We start from the raw sequence: 23,401 nt of genomic DNA, 5'->3' as shown, positions 1-23,401 counted from the left end.
TCAGGCTGAGCTATGGCGCAGCGAAAGAGCTGCGGGGCTTGACTTATGCACAAGCCTGATTTCACACCGGCTAAGTGTTTGATGCTGCGTCGGACTGCTACATGGAATCAATGGCTTACAATAAGTTATTGATTTTTATCAACATATGGAATTGGCGGAAATGTCACCAAAGCGTCACGAGCCCAGCATTGGCGCGGCTTCCGGCGCTTGTCGGCAAACTTATCCACATTGTTTTCCACAGGGTTTGTGGATAATGCAAATGCACGCGGTTCGAGGAGGTCGTGATGAAATTTTGTAGCCGGTGTGGTGGTCCGCTCAGCTTTCGCGTGCCCCCCGGCGACCATCTGCCGCGCCACATCTGCGATGCCTGTGGAACGATCCATTACCAGAATCCGCGTATCGTCGCCGGCTGCATTCCGGAGTGGGAAGGGCGGGTTCTGCTCTGCCGCAGGGCCATCGAACCGCGCCGCGGTCACTGGACGCTGCCGGCCGGCTTCATGGAAAACGGCGAGAGCACGACCGAAGCGGCAATGCGAGAAACGCTGGAAGAAGCCAACGCCCGTGTCGAGATCATCGACCTTTACACCCTCTACAGCCTGCCGCACATCAGTCAGGTGTATCTGATCTTTCGCGCCCGCATGCTCGATGAGGCGTTCTCCGCAGGGCACGAGAGCCTCGACGTGGCGCTGTTCACGGAGGCGGAAATTCCGTGGGGCGATCTGGCCTTTCCGACCGTGCACGAAAGCCTGCGTCACTTCTTCGCCGATCGCCGTGCCGGCCGTTTCCAGACCCGCACCGGTACGATCGGCGCCGCACCGTGGCAGCGGCCGGCGGCCGATGATGCCTGATGGGTGGCTTCGCCTGCCGGCTTGTTCAGGCTTGGAGCAATCGCAGGCGTGCTTGCACCAACTGGCTCCGCTGTGCGGACCGTGAGCGTGTTGCTGAACGAGATTTTTTGTTTAATTAATTGATTTGAATGTATTTAAATTTTATGGATCGCTTTTTGCTGATATTTGCTCGACAGTTGCACGAGCCGGTGCCGGTCGTTCCCTCTCGCGACTTGGCACCTGGCTTGCGGCAACGAATGATGGCGTCTGATGCCCGCGCGCTTCTCCCCTCTGCGCCCGTGCATCGGGCGCCTTTTTTTGCCCGACGGTGAGGGTGCAGCGGACGGCTGTACTCGTCTTGTCGCCGCCGAAGCGCGCAGCGCCTTGTGAGCCAGCGGCCTGCGGTCAGCCCCGGTGCAGCAGGTAGGCGAGCAACAGGTTCAGCAGCAGCGAGGTAACAGCGAGGCTGCGCCAGAAGCCGGTCGGATGGCGTTCGAGCAGCGGTCGGGCACGGTGTTCGCCGAAGGCCGGATTGGGATGCAGCAGATCGTGCAGCAGCTCGGTTTCGACCGTGTAGCGCGCTTGCGGCTCGATGGCGACGGCACGTTCCAGCGCACCGTCGACCCAGCGCGGCAGGTCTGCGCGGTGGATGCGCGCGCTCAGGTAATGCAGGCGGGCGATGCGTTTGGCGTCGAGGCCGCGGCCGAGCGCCTCGCCGTAGGGCAGGTGGCCGCAGAGCATTTCGTAGGCGATGACGCCCAGAGAGAACAGATCCGATCGCGTCGTCGCCGGCTCGCCGCGCAGCAGTTCCGGCGCGGTGTAGTTCTTGGTACCGACCAGCTCGCTGCGCTCGATCGGCGAGGCGGTTTCGGCGATGCCGCCGATCTTCACCGAACCGAAGTCGATGATGCGCACGATGCCGTGGCGGTCGATGTGGATGTTTTCCGGCTTGAGGTCGAGATGCAGCATGTCGAGGCGGTGGAAGGCACGCAGCCCGCGAGCGATCTGGTCAAGCAGTGCACGTACCTCGCCGAGCCGCGGCTGCGGATGCGCCTGCATCCACTGGCGCAGTGTCTGGCCATCGAGGTATTCGAGCACGTGATAGAGAAATCGACGCCGGTGTGTAGGCTCGATGATTTTCATCACGTGCGGGTTGTTGATCCGGCGGCCGACCCATTCCTCGTGGTGAAAACGTTCGAGGTAGGCGGGATCGTCGTCGAAGTTCACCGAAGGCGTTTTCAGTACCACGTCGCGTCCTGACGCCTCGTCGCGGGCGAGATAGAGCTGGCTGGTGGTGCTGGTGTGAATCTCGCGCAGGATGCGGTAGCCATCGAGCACCATGCCGACGTCCAGTTCGGGCGGGAACGGCAGCGCCGTCAGCTCGCGGAACACCGAATCGGCGTCGGCCATCGGCAGCGCATCGACGCGCAGCAGTTGCACGGTGAGATTGTCCGGGCTGCCGGCTGCCAGCGCGGCTTCGGCGATGGCGCGGCAGGTGGTGTCGAGTTCGGCCCCGGCGGCATGCAACAACTGCTTGAGTTCGCGCGGCGGCAGGTATTCGTGCACGCCGTCGGTGGTGAACAGGTACAGGTCACCGACCTCGACCGGCAGGCTGCGGTAGTCGATGTCCAGCCGCAGGTCGATGCCGAGCGCCCGGCTCAGGTAGGCGCGGTTGCCGCTCGCCCAGACGTGATGGTCGGTGGTCAGCGGTTCGAGGGTGTCGCCGCGCAACTGCCAGATGCGGCTGTCACCGACGTGGAAGATGTGCGCGCTGGTCGATTTCAGCACCAGCGCGCTGAAGGTCGTCACCAGCCCGCGGGCCGGATCGTGCAGCGCCATGCTCTGGCCGTAGAGCCAGCGGTTGAGCGCCGTGAGCACCTTCTCCGCGGAGCTGCGCACGGTCCAGGAATCCGGCGTGGCGAAGTAATCGTTGAGAAAGCCCTTGACCGCGTACTCGGCCGCCAGCCGGGCCGCCTCGCTCGAACTCATGCCGTCGGCGATGGCGAAGGCTGCGCCCTTGAGCGCCAGTGCATCGCCCTGGGGTACGCGGGCGCCGAAAAAATCCTCGTTGGCAGGCTTGCGCCCGCGCTCCGAGTACTGGCCCAGCGTGATCTGCAGTTGGCGTTTCATCGCCGGGTCTCCGCGTGCGTTGAGCCCCCGCCCGCGGGCGGGGGCCTCGGCAAGGCTCAGGCGTGGAACGCGGCTCAGGCCACGTCGATCATCTGCACGCTGCCGTCGGGCATCACTTCCGCCATCTGCCCGCTCGGTTCGTCGAGCAGCTGCACGATGCCGAGCACGACCAGCGCGCTGGCCGCGATCACCAGGAAGAACACCGACGGCGTGACGAAGGACAGCACCGTCAGGAACACCGCGCTGCCGACGTTGCCGTAGGCACCGCTCATGCCGGCGATCTGGCCGGTGAGGCGGCGCTTGATCAGCGGGATGATGCCGTAGACCGCGCCGCAGCCGGCCTGCACGAAGAAGGAGTTGATCACCGTCACCGTCACCGCGGCCCACAGCGGCCACTGGCCCATGAAGCTCATGCCGAAGTAGCCGCAGGTGATGCCGACCATGACGATGCTCATCGTGCGCTTGCGGCCGATGCGATCGGAGATCAGGCCGCCGGCCGGGCGGGCGATCAGGTTCATGATCGCGAAGCTCGAACCGACCAGACCGGCCTGCACCAGGCTCAGGCCGTACATGTCCTTGAAGTACAGCGGCAGCATCGACACCACGGCGATTTCCGAACCGAAGGCGATGGCGTAGGCAGCCGAGAGGATCGCCACCTGCTTGAACTTGTAGCGGTGGATCTCCGGAACGACTTCACCGGCGAGGATGTTGCGGTTGACGCTGATGACCTGCCAGACGTTCCAGGTGAACAGCGCCAGCAGCGCTACGTAAACCAGATTGGTGGTGGTCTGGTCGATCAGCTTGAAGCCGGCCGGCGACAGCTTCCAGGTCAGTACCATCAGCGCGGCGGTCATCGGTACCTGCAGCAGGATGTAGAGCCAGAAGTCGCCCTTGCTGGTGACTTCCATCGCGCCGAGCTTCTTCGGCCGGAAGTAGGTCGAGCCCTTCGGCGTGTCGCGGGCCATCGCATAGAAGATCACCGAGTAGATGATCGAGATCACGCCGGTGACGCCGACCGCCCAGCGCCAGGCGTCCTTGCCGCCGAAGGCGAGTGCGAGCGCCGGCAGGCTGAGTGCCGCCGCCGCCGAGCCGAAATTACCCCAGCCGCCGTAGATGCCTTCGGCGAAGCCGACCTGCTTGGCCGGGAACCACTCGGAAATCAGGCGGATGCCGATGACGAAGCCGGCACCGACACAGCCGAGCAGCAGGCGGGCGAGCGCGAGCTGCTGGTAGGTCTCGGCCAGTGCGAAGAAGAAGCACAGGCCGCCGCAGATGGCGAGCAGCACCGAATACATCACCCGCGGACCGAACTTGTCGACCAGCATGCCGATGAGGATGCGCACCGGGATGGTCAGCGCGACGTTGAGGGTCAGCAGTGCCTTCACCTGGCCTTCAGTGAGCTGGAAGGTGTCACGGATCGGGGCCAGCAGCGGTGCGTGATTGAACCACACCACGAAGCTGATGAAGAAAGCGATCCAGCTCAAATGCAGGATGCGGATATTGCCGCTGAACGACAGCAGGTTAAGTTTCGGCGAAGACATGCAGATACCTCTTTTGGGGTAGTTCTTGCGTGATGTTGGCTCTCCTATTCCGCAAATGCCGGGCCAAGTTAAACAAATCCACAGCTGATGCGCCTTGTGCTGTTTCAGGCGTAATTAGTCGAATCCGCTAATGCACATGGTGATATCGGCTAATTGCATTGCGATGGTGCAATTGCTTTTTTTTGGGGCAAAAGCGGCGGGTTGCTGAATGTTTCCGGTCTTGCCAAAAGGCTTATACGAATACCACCAAAGAGGTATTTTTATAATACTTACGATGAGTTAGCAGCTTCGCACTGGTTTTGTGCGGATTGCACCAAGCTGATTCAGTATTTGTCTTTTGAAATCTTTTTAATGTGCATTTGTCTTGTGTGGTTATGTTCGCAAGTGTCTGTAATAAATGGCTCAGATGGTTTCTTTATTAAATGGCACGCCTAATGCTAGGGCGAAATTCAATGCTGTCGTCGGTCGTTTCGAGCACCGCCAGCCGGAAACGAAGCGTTATTTTGAGAGGAACATATCGATGAAAGAAAAACTGGTCCTGATCGGTAACGGCATGGCCGGCATGCGTACGATCGAGGAATTGCTGGCGATTGCTCCGGACAAATACGACATCACCGTTTTCGGTGCCGAGCCGCACGGCAATTACAACCGCATCATGCTGTCGCCGGTGCTCGCCGGTGAGAAGACCATCGCCGAGATCATGATCAATGACCTCGACTGGTACGCGAAGAACAACGTGCGCCTGCATGCCGGCAAGGAAGTGGTCGAGATCCACCGCACGCGCCGTGAGGTGCGCACTGCTGACGGCACCGTCGAGCACTATGACCGCCTGCTGCTCGCCACCGGCTCCAATCCGTTCATCCTGCCGGTGCCGGGCAACCAGCTGCCGGGCGTCATCGGCTTCCGTGACATCAAAGACGTCGAAACCATGCTCGCCGCCGCGCAGCCCGGGCGCCACGCGGTGGTCATCGGCGGCGGCCTGCTCGGTCTTGAGGCCGCCAATGGCCTGATGAAGCACGGCATGCAGTGCACCGTCGTCCACCTCGGCGACGTGCTGATGGAGCGCCAGCTCGATCCGGTTGCCGCCGGCCTGCTGCGCGCCAGCCTGGAAGAGCGCGGCATGCGCTTCCTGCTCGGCGCGCAGACCGCGGCGATCCTCGGCGAGGACAAGGTCCGTGGCGTGCGCTTCAAGGATGGTCTCGAAGTGCCGGCCGATCTGGTGGTGATGGCCGTCGGCATCCGCCCGAACACCGATCTGGCGAAGCAGGCCGGCATTCACACCGAGCGCGGCATCGTCGTCAACGACACCATGCAGACCTACGACCCGCGGGTGTATGCGGTCGGTGAGTGCGTGCAGCACCGCGGTATCTGCTACGGCCTGGTCGCTCCGCTGTGGGAGCAGGCCAAGGTCTGCGCCAATCACCTGGCGCAGTTCGGCATCGGCCGTTATCAGGGCTCGGTGACCAGCACCAAGCTCAAGGTCACCGGCATCGACCTGTTCTCCGCCGGCAACTTCAACGGCAGCGCCGACTGCGAGGAGATCGTGCTGCGCGATCCGGCGCGCGGTGTCTACAAGAAGCTGGTGGTGCGCGACAACCGCATCCAGGGTGCGGTGATGTACGGCGATACCGTCGACGGCGCCTGGTACTTCCAGCTGCTGCGCGAGGGCACCGACATCAGCGACTTCCGCGAGACGGTGCTGTTCGGCCACGCTCACATGGCCGACGCCGGCCGCGAGGGCAGCAGCGTCATGAGCATGTCCGATGACGCCGAGATCTGCGGCTGCAACGGCGTGTGCAAGGGTACGATCGTCAAGGCGATCACCGAGAAGAAGCTGTTCACGCTCGACGACGTGCGCGCTCACACCAAGGCCTCGGCCTCCTGCGGTTCCTGCACCGGCCTGGTCGAGCAGATCCTCGCCGCCACCGTCGGCACCATCGGCAAGACGCCGGCGGAAAAGCCGATGTGCAAGTGCACCGAGCATTCGCACGACGTCGTGCGCACCGCGATTCGCGAGCGCCACCTGACCTCGCTGCGCGCGGTGTTCGATACGCTCGACTGGAAGACGCCCGACGGCTGTCATTCCTGCCGCCCGGCGCTCAACTATTACCTGATCGCCACCTGGCCGGGCGAGGCGCAGGACGATCAGCGCTCGCGCTTCATCAACGAGCGCGTGCACGCCAACATCCAGAAGGACGGTACCTACTCGGTGGTGCCGCGCATGTGGGGCGGGCTGACCACGCCCGACGAGCTGCGCGCGATCGCCGACGTCGCCGACAAGTATCAGATCCCCACCGTCAAGGTCACCGGCGGCCAGCGCATCGACCTGCTCGGCGTGAAGAAAGACGACCTGCCCAGGGTCTGGGCCGATCTCAACGCTGCCGGCATGGTTTCCGGCCACGCCTACGGCAAGAGCCTGCGCACCGTGAAGACCTGCGTCGGCTCCGACTGGTGCCGCTTCGGCACGCAGGATTCGACCGGCCTCGGCGTCAAGCTCGAAAAGATGACCTGGGGCTCGTGGACGCCGCACAAGTTCAAGATGGCGGTCTCCGGCTGCCCGCGTAACTGTGCCGAGGCGACGATCAAGGACTTCGGCGTGATCTGCGTCGATTCCGGCTACGAGCTGCACGTCGGCGGCAACGGCGGCATCAAGATCCGCGGCACTGATCTGCTGTGCAAGCTCGCCACCGAAGAAGAGGTCAAGGAGTTCTGCGGCGCCTTCATGCAGCTCTACCGCGAGGAAGCCCGTTACCTCGAACGCACCGCACCGTGGATCGAGCGTGTCGGCCTGAGCTACGTCAAATCGAAGATCGTCGAGGACGAGGAGGGTCGCAAGGCGCTCTACGCCCGCTTCCTTGCTTCGCAGCAGTTCGCGCAGATCGACCCCTGGGCCGAGCGGGCCAGCGGCGGTGTCGATGCGCACGAGTTCGAGCCGCTGGCGGCGATCAATTAATTCAAGCTTTTATATCATCGTAATTGCTACAGCGACCCATTCCGCACAGGCCGTTCCGCTTTGATGGCGGCCTGTCCGCGGAAGGCAGCGACGGAGACCGTTTCCATGACTGACTGGCACGACATCGGTGCACTCAGCGACATCCCTCAGCTCGGCTCGCGCATCGTCAAGAGTGCGCAGGGCGATATCGCGGTCTTCCGTGCCGCCGACGACGCGGTGTTTGCACTGAGCGACAGCTGCCCGCACCGCGGCGGCCCGCTGTCGCAGGGCATTGTCCACGGCCACCGCGTGACCTGCCCGCTGCACAACTGGGTGCTCGAACTCGAAAGCGGGGCGGCGATCGCGCCGGACGTCGGCTGCGCCAGGAAGTATCCGGTACGGGTCGACGGCGGGCGGGTGCTGCTGCAGCTGGTCAGCGTCACCGACAGCTCCTCGGTCTGAGGGATCACGCCATCGCGCCCTGTCCGGGGTGCGCTGCGTCGGCGGCCGCCATGCCGGCAGTCACGACGCCGATGCCGCGGCCGTGTGCCGTGCAGCTTCATCCGTTTGTCCAGGAGATCGACCATGGCCGTCGAGGCTTGTGAAGTCCGTACCACCTGTCCGTACTGCGGCGTCGGCTGCGGCGTCGTCGCCAGCGTGGCCGCCGATGGCAGCGTCACGGTGCGCGGCGACAGCGAGCACCCGGCGAACCTCGGTCGCCTGTGCTCGAAGGGGTCGGCGCTGGCCGAGACGCTGGCGCTCGACGATCGACTGCTGCACCCGAGCATCGACGGCCAGCGCGTCGACTGGGACACGGCGCTCGATGCGGTCGCCGCCGGTCTTCGCAGCACCATCGAGCAGTTCGGTCCGGAGTCGGTGGCGTTGTATGTCTCCGGTCAGCTGCTGACCGAGGACTACTACGTCGCCAACAAGCTGATGAAGGGCTGCATCGGCACCGCCAACATCGACACCAATTCGCGGGTGTGCATGTCCTCGTCGGTGGCCGGTCACAAGCGCGCCTTCGGCAGCGACACCGTGCCCGGCCGCTACGAGGATCTCGAAGAGGCCGATCTGCTGGTGCTGGTCGGCTCCAATCTGGCCTGGTGCCATCCGGTGCTGTATCAGCGCGTGCTCGCCGCGCGCAAGCGGCGCGGTGGTCTGCCGCGGCTGGTGGTGATCGACCCGCGGCGCACCGCGAGCTGCGACCAGGCCGATACGCATCTGGCGCTCGCACCCGGCAGCGACAGCGCATTGTTCAACGGGCTGCTCAATCATCTGCACCGCCACGACCGCATCGATCTGGATTTTCTCGACGCCCACACCGAGGGCTATCTGGCGGCGCTGAAGAGTGCGCGCGAGGTGGCGCCGTCGATCCCCGAAGTGGCGCGCCGCTGCGGCCTCGATGAGCAGCAGGTCGCCGAGTTCTACGCCGAGTTCACCCGCACCGAGAAGGTCGTCACCGTCTATTCGCAGGGCGTCAATCAGTCCTCGTTCGGTACCGACAAGGTCAACGCCATCATCAACTGCCATCTGGCCAGCGGCCGCATCGGCAAGCCCGGCTGCGGTCCGTTCTCGGTGACCGGGCAGCCGAACGCGATGGGCGGGCGCGAAGTCGGCGGCCTGGCCAACCAGCTCGCCGCGCACATGGATTTCGCCCCAAGCGACGTCGAACGCGTGCAGCGCTTCTGGGGCTCGCCGGTGATCGCCACCAGGCCCGGCCTGAAGGCGGTCGATCTGTTCCGCGCGGTCGGCGAGGGGCGGGTGCGGGCGATCTGGATCATGGGCACCAACCCGGTGGTCAGCCTGCCGGATGCCGACGCCGTGCGCGCGGCGCTGAAGAACTGCCCGCTGGTGGTGGTCTCCGACGCCGTCGCCGATACCGACACGCTGCGCTGTGCGCACATCCGCCTGCCGGCGGCGACCTGGGGCGAGAAGGACGGCACCGTCACCAATTCCGAGCGCTGCATTTCGCGCCAGCGCGCGTTCCTCGACCTGCCGGGCGAGGCGCGGCCGGACTGGTGGATCATCAGCGAGGTCGCTCGCCGCCTCGGCTTTGCCGAGCTGTTCCCGTATGCCTCGCCGGCGGAAATCTTCCGCGAACATGCCGCGCTTTCGGGCTTTGAGAACACCGCCTGGAGCGATGGCAGCGGCAGCCGCCGCGACTTCGACATTTCGGCACTCGTCGGGCTTGCCGGCGCCGCCTACGACGCGCTGGCGCCGTTCCACTGGCCGCGGCCGGCGATCGGCAGCGGCGCCGAGCGCTTCTTTGCCGCGGGTGGCTTTTTTACCGGCGATCGCCGCGCGCGGCTGCTGGCGATCGGCGCGCGGGCGCCGGCGCATGCGCCCGACGAGGATTTCCCGCTGGTGCTCAACACCGGCCGTGTGCGTGATCACTGGCACACGCTGACGCGCACCGCGAAATCGGCCCGGTTGTCGGCGCACATCCCCGAGCCGTACGCCGAGATCCATCCGCGCGATGCCGCGCGTCTGGGCATCCGCGAGGATGCGCTGGTGCGGGTGTTCAGCCGCTGGGGCGAGGTCATCGTCCGCGCCAAGCCGAGCCGCGAGCAGCAGCCCGGCTCGGTGTTCGTGCCGATGCACTGGGGCGCGCCGTATGCCACCCGCGGCCGCGTCGACGCCGTGGTCAACCCGGTGACCGATCCGTTCTCCGGGCAGCCGGAGTCCAAGCACACGCCGGTGCGGGTGCTGCCCTGGCAGCCGGCCTGGCACGGCTTCGTGCTGTCCCGCACGCCGTTGAGCCTGCCGGAAGGGCTCGATTATCAGGTCGTCGTGCGCGGCGATGGCTTGTGGCGCTACGAGATCGCCGCGGAAACGCCGGTGGTCAATTGGGGGGAATGGGCGCGGGCGCTGCTGCATGAGGCGCCGGGCGATGGCTGGATCGAATTCGCCGATCCGGCGCTCGGTCGCTACCGCGGTGCGGCGATCCATGACGGCCGTCTGGTCGGCTGCCTGTTCGTCGCCCCCGGCCATGAGCTGCCGCCGCGCGACTGGCTTGCCGGCCTGTTCGAGCGCGAGGAGATCGATGCCGCCGAGCGCGCCAGCCTGCTCGCCGCCCGCCCGGGCAAAGGTCAGCCGGACATCGGTCGCATCGTCTGCGCCTGCTACCGCGTCGGCGTCAACACGCTGACCAGGGTCATCCGCGAGCAGCAGCTGACCACGCCGGAGGCGGTCGGCAAGGTGTTGCGCGCCGGGACCGGCTGCGGCTCCTGCGTGCCGGAGATCCGCCAGCTGATCGCGGCCGGTCCGGCCGCCTGAGCCCGGCTCAGTCGTACTCGGTGTCCTTCCAGTGACGCGTTGCCCAGAAACTCGCCGCATCGTCGGTTGGCCGCTGCCCGGTGTGCGCGGCTACCGCATCGAGCAGCGCCGGCTCGTCGAAGCGCAGGAACGGGTTGGTGGCCCGCTCCAGTGCCAGCAGCGAGGGCACGGTCGGTTCATCACGCGCGCGGGTGGCGCGGTCGCGCTCGATGCGCGCCAGCAGCGCGGCGTTGTCCGGCTCGACCAGGCGGGCGAAGCCGAGATTGGCCAGCGTGTATTCGTGCGCGCAGTAGACGCAGGTGTCGCCGGGCAGCGCACGCAGCCGCGTCAGCGAGGCGGTCATCTGCTGCGGCGTGCCTTCGAACAAGCGGCCGCAGCCACCGGCGAACAGCGTGTCGCCGCAGAACAACGTCGACTCGGCGGCGGCGTAATAGGCGATGTGACCGCGGGTGTGGCCGGGTACGTCGAGCACCGTAAAGCGCGCGCCGAGCACATCGAGGCTGTCGCCGTCGTGCAGGTGCCGGTCGACGCCGGCGATCGTCTCGCCGGCCGGGCCGTAGACCACCGCCTGCGGCCAGGCCGCACGCAGCGCGGCGATGCCGCCGGTGTGGTCGCGGTGATGGTGGGTGATGAGGATCGCGCGCAGGTGCAGCGCCTCGATCTGCAGCGCCGCGAGCACCGGTGCGGCATCGCCGGGGTCGACCACCGCGGCGTCGTCACCGTGCTGCAGCAGCCAGATGTAGTTGTCCTCGAAGGCGGGGAGCGGACGGATCGCGAGCATCGGCGGTACCTCGAAGCGAAATCAGAGCGTGGGCAGTTCGAGACTGGCGAACAGCTTGTCGAGTTCATCCTGAGATTCGGTGCGCTCGGCCGTCTGCACCACTTCGGCGTTCAGATGCGGCGCGAACAGCTGGATGAAGTCGTACTGGAACTGGCGCAGGAAGGTACCGCGGCGGAAGCCGATCTTGGTGGTGTTCGGGGCGAACAGCGTCGAGGCGTCGACGGCGACCAGGTCGTGATCGACCTGCGGGTCGTAGGCCATGTGGGCGATGATGCCGACGCCGAGACCGAGGCGTACGTAAGTCTTGATGACGTCGGCGTCGGTGGCGGTGAACGCGACTTCCGGGTGCAGGTGCGCGGCGCGGAAGGCCTCGTCGAGCTGCGAACGGCCGGTGAAGCCGAACACGTAGGTCACCAGCGGGTAGCGTGCCAGCGAGGCGATGCTCAGCGGTTCATCGAGCAGCGGGTGGCCGGCCGGCACCAGCGCGCAGCGGTTCCAGCTGTAGCAGGGCATCATCACCAGGTCCTCGAATTCCTCGATGGCCTCGGTGGCGATGGCGAAATCGACCTGACCGGAGGCGGCCATCTCGGCGATCTGCGTCGGCGAGCCCTGATGCAGCTGCAGCGCGACGTCCGGGTAGCGTTTGCGGAAGGCGCTGATCACCGGCGGCAGCGCGTAGCGCGCCTGCGTGTGCGTGGTGGCGATCGACAGCACGCCGCGAGCGTTGTCGCGGAATTCCTCGGCGAGGATCTGGATGTTGCGCACCTCGCGCAGGATCGCCTCGGCGCGCTCAAGGATGCGCCGGCCGACCGGGGTGATGTGCGTCAGATGCTTGCCGTTGCGGTTGAACATCTCCACGCCGAGCTCGTCTTCGAGCAGGCGGATCTGCTTCGACACGCCGGGCTGCGAGGTGTAGAGGCTCTCGGCCGCGGCCGAGATGTTCAGGTTGTTCTTGGCGATGGCGCAGAGGTAGCGCAGCTGCTGCAGCTTCAAGGCGTGATCCCCGACAGATGACACGCCTAGTTTATATCATCAACGCATGATTTTAAGCCCAATCATTCTTTTTAATTATTAAAAACTCTGCAGATACTGCCCCATCCGCCAGTCCGCACACACGCCAGGAGACCGCCGCCATGACCGAACCGCTGTTCCCCTTTCAGCTGCCGACGTACACCGCCACGCAGCCACGCGGGCGGGTATGGCTGGTCGGCGCCGGTCCGGGCGACCCGGAGCTGCTGACGCTGCGTGCCGCGCGCCTGCTGGCCCAGGCCGAGGTGCTGGTCTACGACCGGCTGGTCTCCGCCGAGATCCTGGCGCTGGCCAATCCGCAGGCCGAGCGCATCGACGTCGGCAAGGCCAGTGGCCGGCACACGCTGCGCCAGGAGGAGATCAACGGCCTGCTGGTCGGGCTGGCCAGCGCCGGGCGGCAGGTGGTGCGGCTCAAGGGCGGTGATCCGTTCGTCTTCGGTCGTGGTGGCGAGGAGCTGCAGGCGCTGGCGGCGGCTGGGCTCGATTTCGAAGTGGTGCCGGGCATCACCGCGGCCAGCGGCTGCCTGGCCTATGCCGGCATTCCGCTGACGCATCGCGGCCTGTCGACCTCGGCGCGCTTCATCACCGGCCATCTGCACGACGGCGAACTGGTGCTCGACTGGGCCAGTCTGGCGGCGGCGCGGCAGACGCTGGTGTTCTACATGGGGCTGGCCAATCTGCCGACACTGAGTGCGCAGCTGATCGCCCACGGTCTGGCGGCACAGACGCCGGCGGCGCTGATCGAGCACGGCACCACGGCGCGCCAGCGCGTCGCCGTCAGCACGCTGGCCGAGCTGCCGCAGCGCGCGCTGGCCGATGCCTTCGTGCCGCCGACGCTGGTGGTGGTTGGCGAGGTGGTGAGCCTGCGCGAGCAGCTCGACTGGTTCGCGGCGTCGCGGGCTCGGGCGCAGGCGAGCTGCCGTGACGAGCGGCCGCTGGCCACGGCCTGACGCGGTGGCGGTCATGTCGGCTTATCCACAGAAGCTGTGGGCGGACCTGTGGACAAATCGGGGTGAACGTGGCGTTTTCAGCCGGCCGGTCGATCGGCCGCCAGCACGCAGAGGAACTCCAGCGCCAGCGTCGCCGCCGCCAGCGCCGTGATCTCGGCATGGTCGAAAGGCGGAGCGACTTCGACCATGTCCATGCCGACCAGATCGAGGCCGCGCAGCCCGCGCACCAGCTTCAGCGCCAGATCGCTGCTCAGGCCGCCGCACACCGGCGTGCCGGTGCCCGGTGCGAAGGCCGGGTCGAGACCGTCGATGTCGAAACTCAGGTAGGCCGGCCGGCGGCCGACGATGCGGTGGACTTCCGCAAGGATCGCGGCCGCGCCGCGCTCGTTGACCTCGGCGGCGTCAAATACGTGGAAGCGGTGCGTGGCGCGCTCGTACTCGGTGCGGATGCCGATCTGCACCGATTCCTCGGGCACGATCAGGCCTTCCTGCAGCGCGTGGTGGAACATCGTGCCGTGGTCCCAGGTGTTGCCGGCGGCGTAGGTGTCGGTGTGGGCGTCGAAGTGGATCAGCGCCAGCGGTCCGAAGCGTTTGGCGTGGGCCCGCAGCAGCGGCAGCGCGATGAAATGATCGCCACCGAGGCTGAGCAGGGTCTTGCCGGCGGCGAGTACGCGCTCGGCGTGACTCTGCAGGCGTTCGCACAGTGACTGCGGCGAGCCCGGCTCGAACCACAGATCGCCGCAGTCGATGACGCCGAGGCGGTCGAACACGCGAAACCCCCAGGGCCAGCGCGCCGCCTCCCAGCCGAGATTCGCCGAGGCCGCGCGGATGGCGTTGGGCCCGAGCCGGCTGCCGGAGCGGCCGGTGGTCGCCAGATCGAAGGGCACGCCGGTGACGACAACGTCGACATCGTCCTGCGTGAAATCATCGGAAAAGCGCCGGCGCAGAAAGCTCAGCACGCCGCCGTAGAGCGGCTCGTCGGTGCTGCCGCGCAGCGGTCCCGGCGTGATGGCATGGTTGATGCGGCCCGAGTTGGCGCGGTAGACATCGTCGTTCATGGCGCTCGCCCTATCGCCCATGCGGGGCGGACCTGTAGCCTAGCGCCTTGGAGCGGCCACGGAGTACAGCCCGAGTATGCAGATCGATCCGCCGAATGCAGCGCCGAGCGGCCGGCGCCCGCGTGTTTACCTGGCGGGGCCGGCCGTTTTCGATCCTGATCCGCTGGCCTGCGCTGAACGTCTGCGTGCGCTGTGTGCCGCGCAGGGCCTCGAAGGTGTCTTCCCGTTCGACGCCGAACCCGATATCGCGGCGGCCGATGGTCGCGCGGCGGCGATCTGCCGCGCCAATCTGGCGCTGATCGACGGTTGCGATGCGCTGCTCGCCGACTGCACGCCGTTTCGCGGCGTCTCCATCGATCCGGGCACGGCCTTCGAGATCGGCTATGCGCGCGCCCAGGGCAAGCCGGTGGCCGGTTACAGCGCCGATCGGCGTGTCTACCGCACGCGGCTGGACGATGCCAGCCAGCAGGCTGACGGCCGCTGGGTCGATGGCGTCGGGCGCAGCATCGAGGACTTCGGCCTGAGCGATAACCTGATGATCAGTTGTTCGCTGCTGGCGCTGAGCGGCGATGCTGCTGCGGCGGTCGTGGCGCTCGCCGCGCATCTGCGCGCGGGGCCGGGTGCGTCCGCTGCGGTGGAGGCCCGATGAGCGGACGGAGCTTTTGATGGAGGAGGCCCCGCCGTTCGCCCTCGACGAGGCCGCGGCGAGCACTTCGCTCGCGCTGCTGACCCTCGGCCTGCTGTTCAGCCTGCTGCTGTGGAGCGGGCTGGGTGTTTATCTCTATCAGCAGCGCGACGCCGAGTTGACGCGTGTCGAAGAACAGCTCAAACGCGCCGGGCATGCCGCCAGCAGTGAGCTGGAAGGGCAGTTTTCACGCCTGCGCGCGCTGCTCGCCATCAGTGAAGCCGCACTGCACACCGAAAACGCCGGTGTACATGCCTTGCTCGGCACGCTGCTGCACGATCGCGCGCTGGCGGCCAAGCCGCTGCTGCTCAAACGCGACGGCTGGGCCTTTGCACCGGATGAGCCCGGCATCGCCCAGTACTTCGTCGGTGATCGCACCTGCTTCCGCCGTCAGCTCGACCCGGCACGGCGTGGCTTCTGCGTCGGTGCGCCGATGATCGGTCCGCTGTCGGGGGAATGGGAGATTCCGCTGGTGCAGCCGCTAGCCGCAGCGGTCGGTGAGTTCGTCGCCCTGGGCGTGTCGCTGCCGCAGTCACCGCTGCTGGCGCAGCAGGACAGCCTGCGGCCGCAGCCCGGCGGTTCGATCTCGGTGCTGCGCGATGATGGTGTGCTGCTGACGCGCGCGCCACCGCGTCCGGAACTCATCGGCCGTTCGCTGGCCGGCACGCAGCTGTATCGCGAACGCATCACGCGAGCGCCTTACGGTGTGGCGCAGAGCCCCGGTTTCGTCGACGGCTGCACCCGCTGCCTGCACGCGTTTGCGACGGTCGAAGGTCTGCCGCTGATCGTCGTCGCCTCGATCAACGTCGATACCGCACTGATGTCCTGGCGTGAGCTGGCGCTGGTTCTTGGCCTGGCTGCCTTGCTGGTGACCCTGCCGGTGCTCGTGGCGACGCTGCGCTACTGGCGCTGGTACCGCCGCGGCGGCAGCCAGACCGAGCGCAGCGCCTGGCTGGCGCTGCAGACACAGAGCATCGCCGAGTTCGGCTGCTGGGCGCTGTATGCCAATACGCGGGTATCGCCGGCCGCGCAGCGACTGCCGGTGGCGCTGCAGCAGGCCATTCTGCTCGGTCGCATCGATGACGAAGACGACGAAGAGCTTGGGCGCCTGCTGCTTGAGCTGCGCGCGGCGCACCGGGCGGAGACCGATTTCGACGGTGAGTATCGTCTGAAGGATGCGGGCGACAACATCCGCTGGCTGCAGGTCAGCGCCCGGGCGCAGTTCGATCGTCATGGTCGCTACGTGGCACAGATCGGCGTCGCTCATGATGTGACGGTGGCCAAGCAGACCGAGCTGGAGCTGCGCCGCCTGGCGCTGCACGACAACCTGACCGGCGTGCTCAACCGCCGCAGCCTGATCGAACATGCCGGTGCGGAAATGGCGCGTGCGTTCCGCTATGCGCGGCCGCTGGCGCTGATCCGCCTCGACCTCGATCACTTCAAATTCATCAACGATCGTTTTGGCCACGGTGCCGGCGATCGCTGCCTGCATGCCGTTGCCGTGGCCTGCGCCGCCTGCCTGCGCGATCAGGACCGCCTCGGGCGCATCGGCGGCGGAGAGTTTGCCGTGGTGTTGCCGGAAACCGGGGCCGCTGCCGCCGAGGCGGTGGCCGAGCGCATGCGTCGTGAAGTGCGTGTGCTGCGCCCGCGGGCCGACGACGGTATGCACATCGAGCTGCAGCTCAGCGCCGGCGTCACCGAGCGCAATGCCGACGAGGCCAGTGTCGAAGCCCTGTTCGCCCGCGCCGGCCGTCAGCTCTACCGCGCAAAACACACCGGCCGCGACCGAGTTTGCAGCAGCTGATGCAGCGGCCTCAGGCCGACTGCGGTTCGAAGCCGGCCTCGCGGATCGCCTCCAGCAGGGTCTGCGCCTCGCTCGCAGCGTTGCCGATGGTGACGATCTTCGTCGTCAGATCGCATTGCGTCTGCGCCTGCGGATCGGCCGCGGCGACCGCCTGGGTGATCGCCTGCACGCAGTGGCCGCAGCTCATGTCCGGAACGGTGAATCGGTAGCTGTTCATCATGCTTCTCCTGAAAACCCTGCCAGCAGCAGGCTGAATGCCCGCGCAGCTTGTCGCTTGCCACGATGGCAAGGTCAAGGGGCAGGCGGCGTTTCCCTGCCGGTGGCACGCTGCTGTATAAAGCCGCTCCCGCCGCGCTGGGGGCCGTAGCGGCCCTGCGGTGTGGCCATCCGTACCGTCCGCGCGCCGCACCGAGCGCCGCGGCGAGGTCATTACCGATGCTTCGATCCGATTTCCATTTCGACCTGCCTGAAGAGCTGATCGCCCAGCAGCCGCCGGCGCAGCGCGGCGACAGCCGCCTGCTGGTCCTCGATGGCGCCAGCGGCGCGCTCAGCGACCAGCGTTTCACCGAGCTGCCGGACTGGCTGCGGCCCGGCGACCTGATGGTGTTCAACGATACCCGCGTCATCCCGGCGCGCCTGCACGGGGTCAAGGAGGGCAGTGGCGGCAAGGTCGAGGTGCTGGTCGAGCGCGTGCTCGACAGCCGGCGCGTGCTCGCCCATGTGCGCGCCTCGAAGGCGCCGAAACCGGGGACGCGGCTGTGGCTGGAGCAGGCGGTGCATGCGCGCATGCTGGGGCGCCACGAGGATCTGTTCGAACTGGCCTTCGAAGACGAGCGCGGCGCATTCGAGGTGCTGGAGCGTCACGGCCACATTCCGCTGCCGCCGTACATCGAGCGTGCCGACGCTGCCGAGGACGCCGAACGCTACCAGACGGTCTACGCGCGCAGCCCCGGTGCCGTGGCGGCGCCGACCGCCGGCCTGCATTTCACGCCGGCCCTGCTTGAACAGTTGGCGGCGGGCGGCATCGAGACTGCCTTCGTCACGCTGCACGTCGGTGCCGGTACCTTCCTGCCGGTGCGCAGCGAGCGTATCGAGGACCACCGCATGCACAGCGAGTGGTTGCAGGTGGGCGAGGAGGTTGTCGCCGCGGTAGCCCGTACCCGTGCCCGCGGCGGCCGGGTGATCGCCGTCGGTACCACGGCGGTGCGCAGTCTCGAATCCGCGGCTGCGGATGGCGAGCTGCGGCCCTTCACCGGTGAGACCGCTATTTTCATCACCCCGGGATACCGGTTTCGCGTCGTCGATGCGCTGGTGACCAATTTCCATCTGCCGGAATCGACGCTGCTGATGCTGGTGAGCGCACTGGCCGGCCATGCCGAGATCATGGCGGCCTATCGTCATGCGGTGGCGCAGCGCTATCGCTTTTTCAGCTATGGCGATGCAATGTTCATTACAGGTAAGAATACGCGCTGACTTGCAACTTCTGTGCGCTGCGTCAGTCTCTGCCTGCGAGCCGGCGGTCTTGAAAAGCACCGTGGCGGCAGCCATTAGGCCAACGCGAATCACCTTGACCGAGTTTCGGGGGTTTCCATGAAACGCATTTTCCTGTTCATCCTGACCAATCTCGCGGTCGTCCTGGTGCTGAGCGTGACCGCACGTCTGCTCGGGGTCGATCGCTTCCTGACGCAGAACGGGCTCAATCTTGGCGCCTTGCTCGGCTTCGCGGCGGTCTTCGGCATGGGCGGCTCGTTCATTTCGCTGGCGATGTCGAAATGGATGGCCAAGATGTCGGTCGGCGCGGTCGTCATCGAGCAGCCGCAGAATCCGACCGAGCGCTGGCTGGTGGAAACAGTGCAGCGCCTGTCACAGCAGGCCGGCATCGGCATGCCCGAGGTCGCCATCTACGACTCGCCGGAAATCAACGCCTTCGCCACCGGTGCCAGCCGCAACAATGCGCTGGTCGCGGTCAGCACCGGCCTGCTCGGCCAGATGCGCGCCGATGAAGTCGAGGGTGTGCTCGCCCACGAGATCAGCCACGTCGCCAACGGCGACATGGTCACGCTGGCGCTGGTGCAGGGCGTGGTGAATACCTTCGTGATCTTCCTGTCGCGGGTCGTCGGCTACGTCGTCGACCGGGCGCTCAGCGGCAATCGCGACGAGGATTCCGGCGGTGTCGGCATCGGCTACTACGTCACCAGCATCGTCTGCGAGATCCTGTTCGGCATCCTCGCCTCGATCGTCGTCATGTGGGTGTCGCGGCAGCGCGAATTCCGCGCCGATGCCGGCGGTGCCCACCTGGCCGGTCGCGGCAAGATGATCGCCGCGCTCGAACGCCTGCGCCTGATGCACGAGCCCTCGCAGCTGCCCTCGCAGATGGCCGCCTTCGGCATCGCCGGTGGCCGTGGCGGTTTCATGCAGCTGTTCGCCTCGCATCCGCCACTGGAGGAGCGCATCGCGGCGCTGCAGGCCGCGTGCTGAGGCTTGTGTCGCGAGCGGAAATATAAAGCCCACCTGAGCAGGTGGGCTTTTTTCGGCTCGGTGGTGCTGGGCCGCTGTTCTGGCAGCGCTCAGCTGATGAACTGACGGAAGTCGAAGTTCATTTCCGCGCCGGGTGCCTGCACCAGATCGCCCTCGATCAGCGTGATGCCAAACTGCCATACCGCAGCCATCGCCGCGGCATTGTCGACGTCACAGGCAATCGTGCGGACTTCGAGCGAATGGGCCAGGTCGGCCAGCTCGTGTGCGGACTGGGCGGCTGCCGAATCATGCGACGCGCGTTCGATCAGATCGAAACCGAGCTTGGCGTAAGCCGGCTTGAGTTCACGCAGCAGCTGCGCCGAGGAAGGATGTTCGCCGAAGTGTTCGAGCGCCAGATGGCAGCCGGCTTTTTCCACCGCCTGCTTCACACGTAACAGGTCGGTGAAATACGGCTCGACGGCGCCTTCGGCCACTTCCAGCACCAGCACCGAGCCTTCGAGGCTCAGTGAAGTCAGCTGCGTGAGCAGCCAGCCCGGAAATTCCTTGTCGAGGATGGTGTTCGTCGACAGCGGAATGAACAGCGTCTGGGCGATGGGATGGCCCTGTTCCCGGCGCGTGGACAGGGTGCCCAAGGCCGAGGCGATCACCCAGCGATCGAAGGGCACCAGCAGGCCGCGGGTTTCGGCCAGCGGCAGCGCCTCGCGCATGTCGAGCGGAGCCCCGTCGTCGCCGATCGCAGCCACCCGGACCTGATAGCGTTCGAGCGGGTCGGACTGGAAGCTGGCGATCGGCTGAAACTGCAGGTAGACCCGCCCGTCGGCGATGGCGCGGCGCAGCGCGTGCAGCAGGCTGTCGCGGCGAGCGATCGAGTCACGCTCCGGGGCGACCGGCGTGTACACCTGCACCTGCGTGCCGCCGAGCTGCCGGGCCTGCTCGCAGGCCTTGTCGGCGTAGACGATGATCTGTGTGGCGCTGGCGTTGGTGTCGCCGATCATGCAGATGCCGATGCTGGCGCGCGCCGCGATCATTTTTTCGCCGGTGCGGATGCTGTGCGTTTCGATGCTGATACGGATGCGTTCGCCGAGTTCAGTCACCGTGCTGCGGCCCGGCTGCGGCGTATAGACGGTGAAGGTCGCATCCGAGAAGCGGGCGATGATCTCATGCGGCGTGACGGCGGACTCGATGGCATGCGCGACGCCGCGCAGCAGGTCGTCGACGGCCTCCAGACCCAGGCGTTCGGCAACACCGCGGTAGTCCGTCAGCAGGATGTAGAGCACGGCTCCAGAGGTCTGTCCCTGGTTCATCGCCGCCATCTGCACGCGGTTGAGCACTTGGGCGAAGTACTGGCGGTTGAACAGGCCGGTCAGTGGATCGTGCTCGGTCAGATAGCGCAGCCGGTCCTGCACCTCGGAATCGTCGGCCGCTTCACGCACCACCAGCTGCAGACAGAACTCCTCGTTCATGCGTGCCGGGCTGGCGCGCATGTGCAGCTGAATCTCGCTGCCGTCGGCACGCAGGCCGCGGCAGTCGAAACCTTCCGGAGTGTCTTTCGCACCGGCGCGTTCACAGGCACGCAGGTACGCCTTGATGGCGGTGCGATCGTCGCGATGGACGAGATCGATCAGCGTGGTGTCGAGCAGGTCGTCTTCGTAGTGGAACAGGGCGCGATAGGTCGGGTTGGCATAGATGTGCGCCCCGGCGTGGATGTAGGCGATGGCATCACGGGATGTTTCGAGCAGCGCCTGCGCCCTGGCCTCGGCTTCACGGTAGAGACCTTCCCAGCGCCGCGCCTGGCGACGCTCGTTGAGGCGGCCGAGTTCGAGCCGGGCGACCATCGGCAGCGAGTCCGCGATGTCGAGCGAGGCGATGCGATCGGCGCCGGCGCTGAGCAGATGCACCGCATCGGGCATGCCTTCACCCTCGACGACGGCGATCAGCGGGATGTCCTTGAAGGCGCTGTCGACCGAATCACGCACATCCTCGATGCGCGGTACGCCCTCGGCGATGTGCACGACGATCAGGTCGAGCACCTGATCGTCGACCAGTTTCTGCAACAGGTCGATGCGTTCCACCTGCCAGTGACGGACGAGGAAACCCGCCGCACGCAGCGGTTTCAGGACAGGCTGCGGATCGGCCTGGGGCCGATCGACGAGCAGCAGACGAATGGTAGCTTCAAGGGACACGCGCGCTCTCTTCCCTGAGACCGTGCCGAGGCTCAGGCGTGCTGTATACCGGTGACTTTGCCGCAGCACCGGCTTCCTCGCGCACCAGTCTGGGCACCAGAAAGCCCGGCAGCTCGGCCCGTAGCAATTCCATGATAGTTAAGGCCCGTTCCGTCGGGACCTCGTAATGTGCCGCTCCCTGCACTCGGTCGAGCAGATGCAAGTAATACGGTAACACGCCAACCGCGAACAAGCGTTCGCACAGCTGCGACTGTGTTTTGACACTGTCATTTACACCTGCTAGCAGCACGGCCTGATTGAGCAAAGTAATCCCCGTCTGGCGCAGCCGCCGACAGGCGTCGCCGAGCGCAGCATCGATCTCGTTGGCATGGTTGACGTGCAGCACCATTACCTGTTGCAGACGACTGCCGGCAATGATTTCGAGCAGCTCGTCATCGATGCGCTCGGGCAGCACCACCGGCTGGCGGCTGTGGATGCGCAGGCGTTGCAGGTGCGTGATGTCGTCGAGCTGTTCGATCAGGGCACGCAGCCGGGGATTGGCCAATGCCAGCGGGTCGCCGCCGGAAAGAATGATTTCGCGGATCGAGGTGTCGGCAGTGATGTGTTCGAGGGCCGCGCGCCAGTCGCCGGCACGTGCACCACTGTCGGCGTAGGGGTAGTCGCGGCGAAAGCAGTAGCGGCAGTGCACGCCGCAGGCGGCGGTGACGACCAGCAGCGCGCGGCCGGCATATTTGTGCAGCAGGCCGGGGGCGACGCGGGCGGCGAGGTCACCGACCGGATCGCTGCCAAAGCCGTCGGCGTCGTCCAGTTCGGCCGCGAGCGGCAGCACCTGGCGCAGCAGCGGGTCATCGGGGTCGCCCCTGCGCATGCGGGCGACGAAGCCGCGCGGCACGCGCAGTGGAAAACGCTCGGCGGCGCGCTCGGCCGCCGGCAGCAGGGCCGGGTCCAACGCCAGTACGCGTAACAGTTCGGCGGGTTGCGTGATCGCCCGGGCCATTTCCGCCTGCCAGCGGGGCATTTCTCGCACGGCGGGAGATGCGGGTATCATGTGCGGCTCTATATTCCAGAAAATTCGCTGCAAAGCAGGCTAAACAACCATGGCGACCTATAGTACCAACGAATTCAAGTCCGGGCTGAAGATCATGCTGGATGGCGACCCGTACGCGATCGTCGAGAACGAGTTCGTCAAGCCCGGCAAGGGACAGGCGTTCAATCGTGTCCGCGTGCGCAACCTCAAGTCCGGTCGCGTCATCGAGCGGACCTTCAAGTCGGGCGACAGCGTGGAAGGTGCGGACGTCATGGACGTCGACATGGAGTACCTCTACAACGACGGCGAATTCTGGCACTTCATGAACCAGAGCACCTTCGAGCAGCTCTCGGCCGATGCCAACGCCGTTGGCGACAGCGCCAAGTGGATGAAGGAAAACGACATCTGCCAGCTGACGCTGTGGAACGGCGTGCCGCTGACGGTGCTGCCGCCGAATTTCATCATCGCCAAGATCGTCGAGACCGATCCCGGGCTGAAGGGCGATACCTCGGGTGGTGGCGGCAAGCCGGCGACGCTGGATACCGGTGCCGTCGTGCGCGTGCCGCTGTTCGTGCAGACCGGCGAGGTGATCAAGGTCGACACCCGCACCGGCGAGTACGTATCGCGCGTCAAGGAATGAACACGGCGGCTGTTGCCGCCAGTGCAGCAGGGGCGACCACGGGGTCGCCCTTTGTATTTA

The 23,401-nt window shown here is 66.2% G+C and carries 18 protein-coding genes; 10 read left to right on the top strand and 8 right to left on the bottom strand.

The annotated features are described in order from the left end of the window. The first annotated feature begins 284 nt into the window (after nucleotides 1-284). The gene (locus tag C7443_RS01655; protein WP_110016837.1) at nucleotides 285-848 is read left to right on the top strand and encodes an NUDIX hydrolase; all 564 of its coding nucleotides are present in this window, start codon (nucleotides 285-287) and stop codon (nucleotides 846-848) included. Between the two features lie 384 nt (nucleotides 849-1,232). Here the strand turns inward: C7443_RS01655 and C7443_RS01650 are convergent, their stop codons facing one another. Together C7443_RS01650 and C7443_RS01645 are read right to left on the bottom strand one after the other, a co-directional pair. Continuing rightward, nucleotides 1,233-2,957 carry a bifunctional protein-serine/threonine kinase/phosphatase gene (locus tag C7443_RS01650; RefSeq protein ID WP_110016836.1) on the bottom strand — a complete coding sequence of 575 codons (1,725 nt, stop codon included), beginning with the start codon at nucleotides 2,955-2,957 and terminating at the stop codon, nucleotides 1,233-1,235. Between the two features lie 74 nt (nucleotides 2,958-3,031). Beyond that, nucleotides 3,032-4,498 (bottom strand): NarK family nitrate/nitrite MFS transporter, encoded by a 1,467-nt coding sequence (locus tag C7443_RS01645; protein WP_110016835.1) that lies wholly within the window; start codon nucleotides 4,496-4,498, stop codon nucleotides 3,032-3,034. A gap of 520 nt (nucleotides 4,499-5,018) precedes the next feature. Here C7443_RS01645 and nirB point away from each other — a divergent pair. The 3 genes from nirB to C7443_RS01630 all read left to right on the top strand — a co-directional run bounded on the left by nirB (nucleotide 5,019) and on the right by C7443_RS01630 (nucleotide 10,706). Next, the gene (gene nirB / locus C7443_RS01640) at nucleotides 5,019-7,451 is read left to right on the top strand and encodes a nitrite reductase large subunit NirB (RefSeq protein ID WP_110016834.1); all 2,433 of its coding nucleotides are present in this window, start codon (nucleotides 5,019-5,021) and stop codon (nucleotides 7,449-7,451) included. Between the two features lie 105 nt (nucleotides 7,452-7,556). After that, nucleotides 7,557-7,892: a nitrite reductase small subunit NirD gene (nirD, locus tag C7443_RS01635; protein WP_110016833.1), complete on the top strand. Its 336-nt coding sequence runs from the start codon at nucleotides 7,557-7,559 to the stop codon at nucleotides 7,890-7,892. Between the two features lie 123 nt (nucleotides 7,893-8,015). Further along, nucleotides 8,016-10,706, top strand: a complete 2,691-nt coding sequence (locus C7443_RS01630; RefSeq protein WP_110016832.1) for a nitrate reductase — start codon at nucleotides 8,016-8,018, stop codon at nucleotides 10,704-10,706. 7 nt (nucleotides 10,707-10,713) lie between these two features. On the opposite strand, the gene gloB is transcribed toward C7443_RS01630, so the two are convergent. Together gloB and cysB are read right to left on the bottom strand one after the other, a co-directional pair. Further along, entirely contained in the window at nucleotides 10,714-11,487 is a 774-nt protein-coding gene (gene gloB, locus C7443_RS01625) for a hydroxyacylglutathione hydrolase (protein WP_110016831.1), read from the bottom strand. Nucleotides 11,488-11,508: 21 nt separating this feature from the next. Continuing rightward, nucleotides 11,509-12,480: an HTH-type transcriptional regulator CysB gene (gene cysB, locus C7443_RS01620; protein ID WP_110016830.1), complete on the bottom strand. Its 972-nt coding sequence runs from the start codon at nucleotides 12,478-12,480 to the stop codon at nucleotides 11,509-11,511. 140 nt (nucleotides 12,481-12,620) lie between these two features. Between cysB and cobA the strand changes: the two genes are divergently transcribed. After that, nucleotides 12,621-13,466 (top strand): uroporphyrinogen-III C-methyltransferase, encoded by an 846-nt coding sequence (gene cobA, locus C7443_RS01615; protein WP_110016829.1) that lies wholly within the window; start codon nucleotides 12,621-12,623, stop codon nucleotides 13,464-13,466. Between the two features lie 77 nt (nucleotides 13,467-13,543). On the opposite strand, the gene speB is transcribed toward cobA, so the two are convergent. After that, complete coding sequence (speB, locus tag C7443_RS01610) at nucleotides 13,544-14,524, bottom strand: agmatinase (protein WP_110016828.1); 981 nt, start codon at nucleotides 14,522-14,524, stop codon at nucleotides 13,544-13,546. Between the two features lie 76 nt (nucleotides 14,525-14,600). Between speB and C7443_RS01605 the strand changes: the two genes are divergently transcribed. Both C7443_RS01605 and C7443_RS01600 read left to right on the top strand, forming a co-directional pair. Beyond that, nucleotides 14,601-15,173 (top strand): nucleoside 2-deoxyribosyltransferase, encoded by a 573-nt coding sequence (locus C7443_RS01605; RefSeq protein ID WP_110016827.1) that lies wholly within the window; start codon nucleotides 14,601-14,603, stop codon nucleotides 15,171-15,173. Between the two features lie 16 nt (nucleotides 15,174-15,189). Then, the gene (locus C7443_RS01600; protein ID WP_170123443.1) at nucleotides 15,190-17,013 is read left to right on the top strand and encodes a sensor domain-containing diguanylate cyclase; all 1,824 of its coding nucleotides are present in this window, start codon (nucleotides 15,190-15,192) and stop codon (nucleotides 17,011-17,013) included. Nucleotides 17,014-17,023: 10 nt separating this feature from the next. Here C7443_RS01600 and C7443_RS01595 read toward each other — a convergent pair whose 3' ends face one another. Beyond that, the gene (locus C7443_RS01595; protein ID WP_110016825.1) at nucleotides 17,024-17,230 is read right to left on the bottom strand and encodes a heavy-metal-associated domain-containing protein; all 207 of its coding nucleotides are present in this window, start codon (nucleotides 17,228-17,230) and stop codon (nucleotides 17,024-17,026) included. Nucleotides 17,231-17,448: 218 nt separating this feature from the next. On the opposite strand from C7443_RS01595, the gene queA reads away from it, so the two are divergent. Further along, entirely contained in the window at nucleotides 17,449-18,486 is a 1,038-nt protein-coding gene (gene queA / locus C7443_RS01590) for a tRNA preQ1(34) S-adenosylmethionine ribosyltransferase-isomerase QueA (protein ID WP_110016824.1), read from the top strand. A 117-nt stretch (nucleotides 18,487-18,603) separates the two neighbouring features. Next, the gene (gene htpX / locus C7443_RS01585) at nucleotides 18,604-19,491 is read left to right on the top strand and encodes a protease HtpX (RefSeq protein WP_110016823.1); all 888 of its coding nucleotides are present in this window, start codon (nucleotides 18,604-18,606) and stop codon (nucleotides 19,489-19,491) included. Nucleotides 19,492-19,580: 89 nt separating this feature from the next. On the opposite strand, the gene C7443_RS01580 is transcribed toward htpX, so the two are convergent. Continuing rightward, nucleotides 19,581-21,674 carry an EAL domain-containing protein gene (locus C7443_RS01580; protein WP_110016822.1) on the bottom strand — a complete coding sequence of 698 codons (2,094 nt, stop codon included), beginning with the start codon at nucleotides 21,672-21,674 and terminating at the stop codon, nucleotides 19,581-19,583. Then, nucleotides 21,664-22,722, bottom strand: coding sequence for an EF-P beta-lysylation protein EpmB (gene epmB, locus C7443_RS01575; RefSeq protein WP_110016821.1), 1,059 nt, complete (start codon nucleotides 22,720-22,722; stop codon nucleotides 21,664-21,666). Before epmB ends, C7443_RS01580 begins: the two co-directional genes overlap by 11 nt. Nucleotides 22,723-22,771: 49 nt before the next feature. Between epmB and efp the strand changes: the two genes are divergently transcribed. Next, nucleotides 22,772-23,341, top strand: a complete 570-nt coding sequence (gene efp / locus C7443_RS01570; protein ID WP_110016820.1) for an elongation factor P — start codon at nucleotides 22,772-22,774, stop codon at nucleotides 23,339-23,341. Nucleotides 23,342-23,401: the final 60 nt, after the last annotated feature.

The organism is Plasticicumulans acidivorans, from assembly GCF_003182095.1.
GTDB lineage: Bacteria > Pseudomonadota > Gammaproteobacteria > Competibacterales > Competibacteraceae > Plasticicumulans > Plasticicumulans acidivorans.
This window is presented reverse-complemented; position numbering and strand designations above follow the sequence as displayed.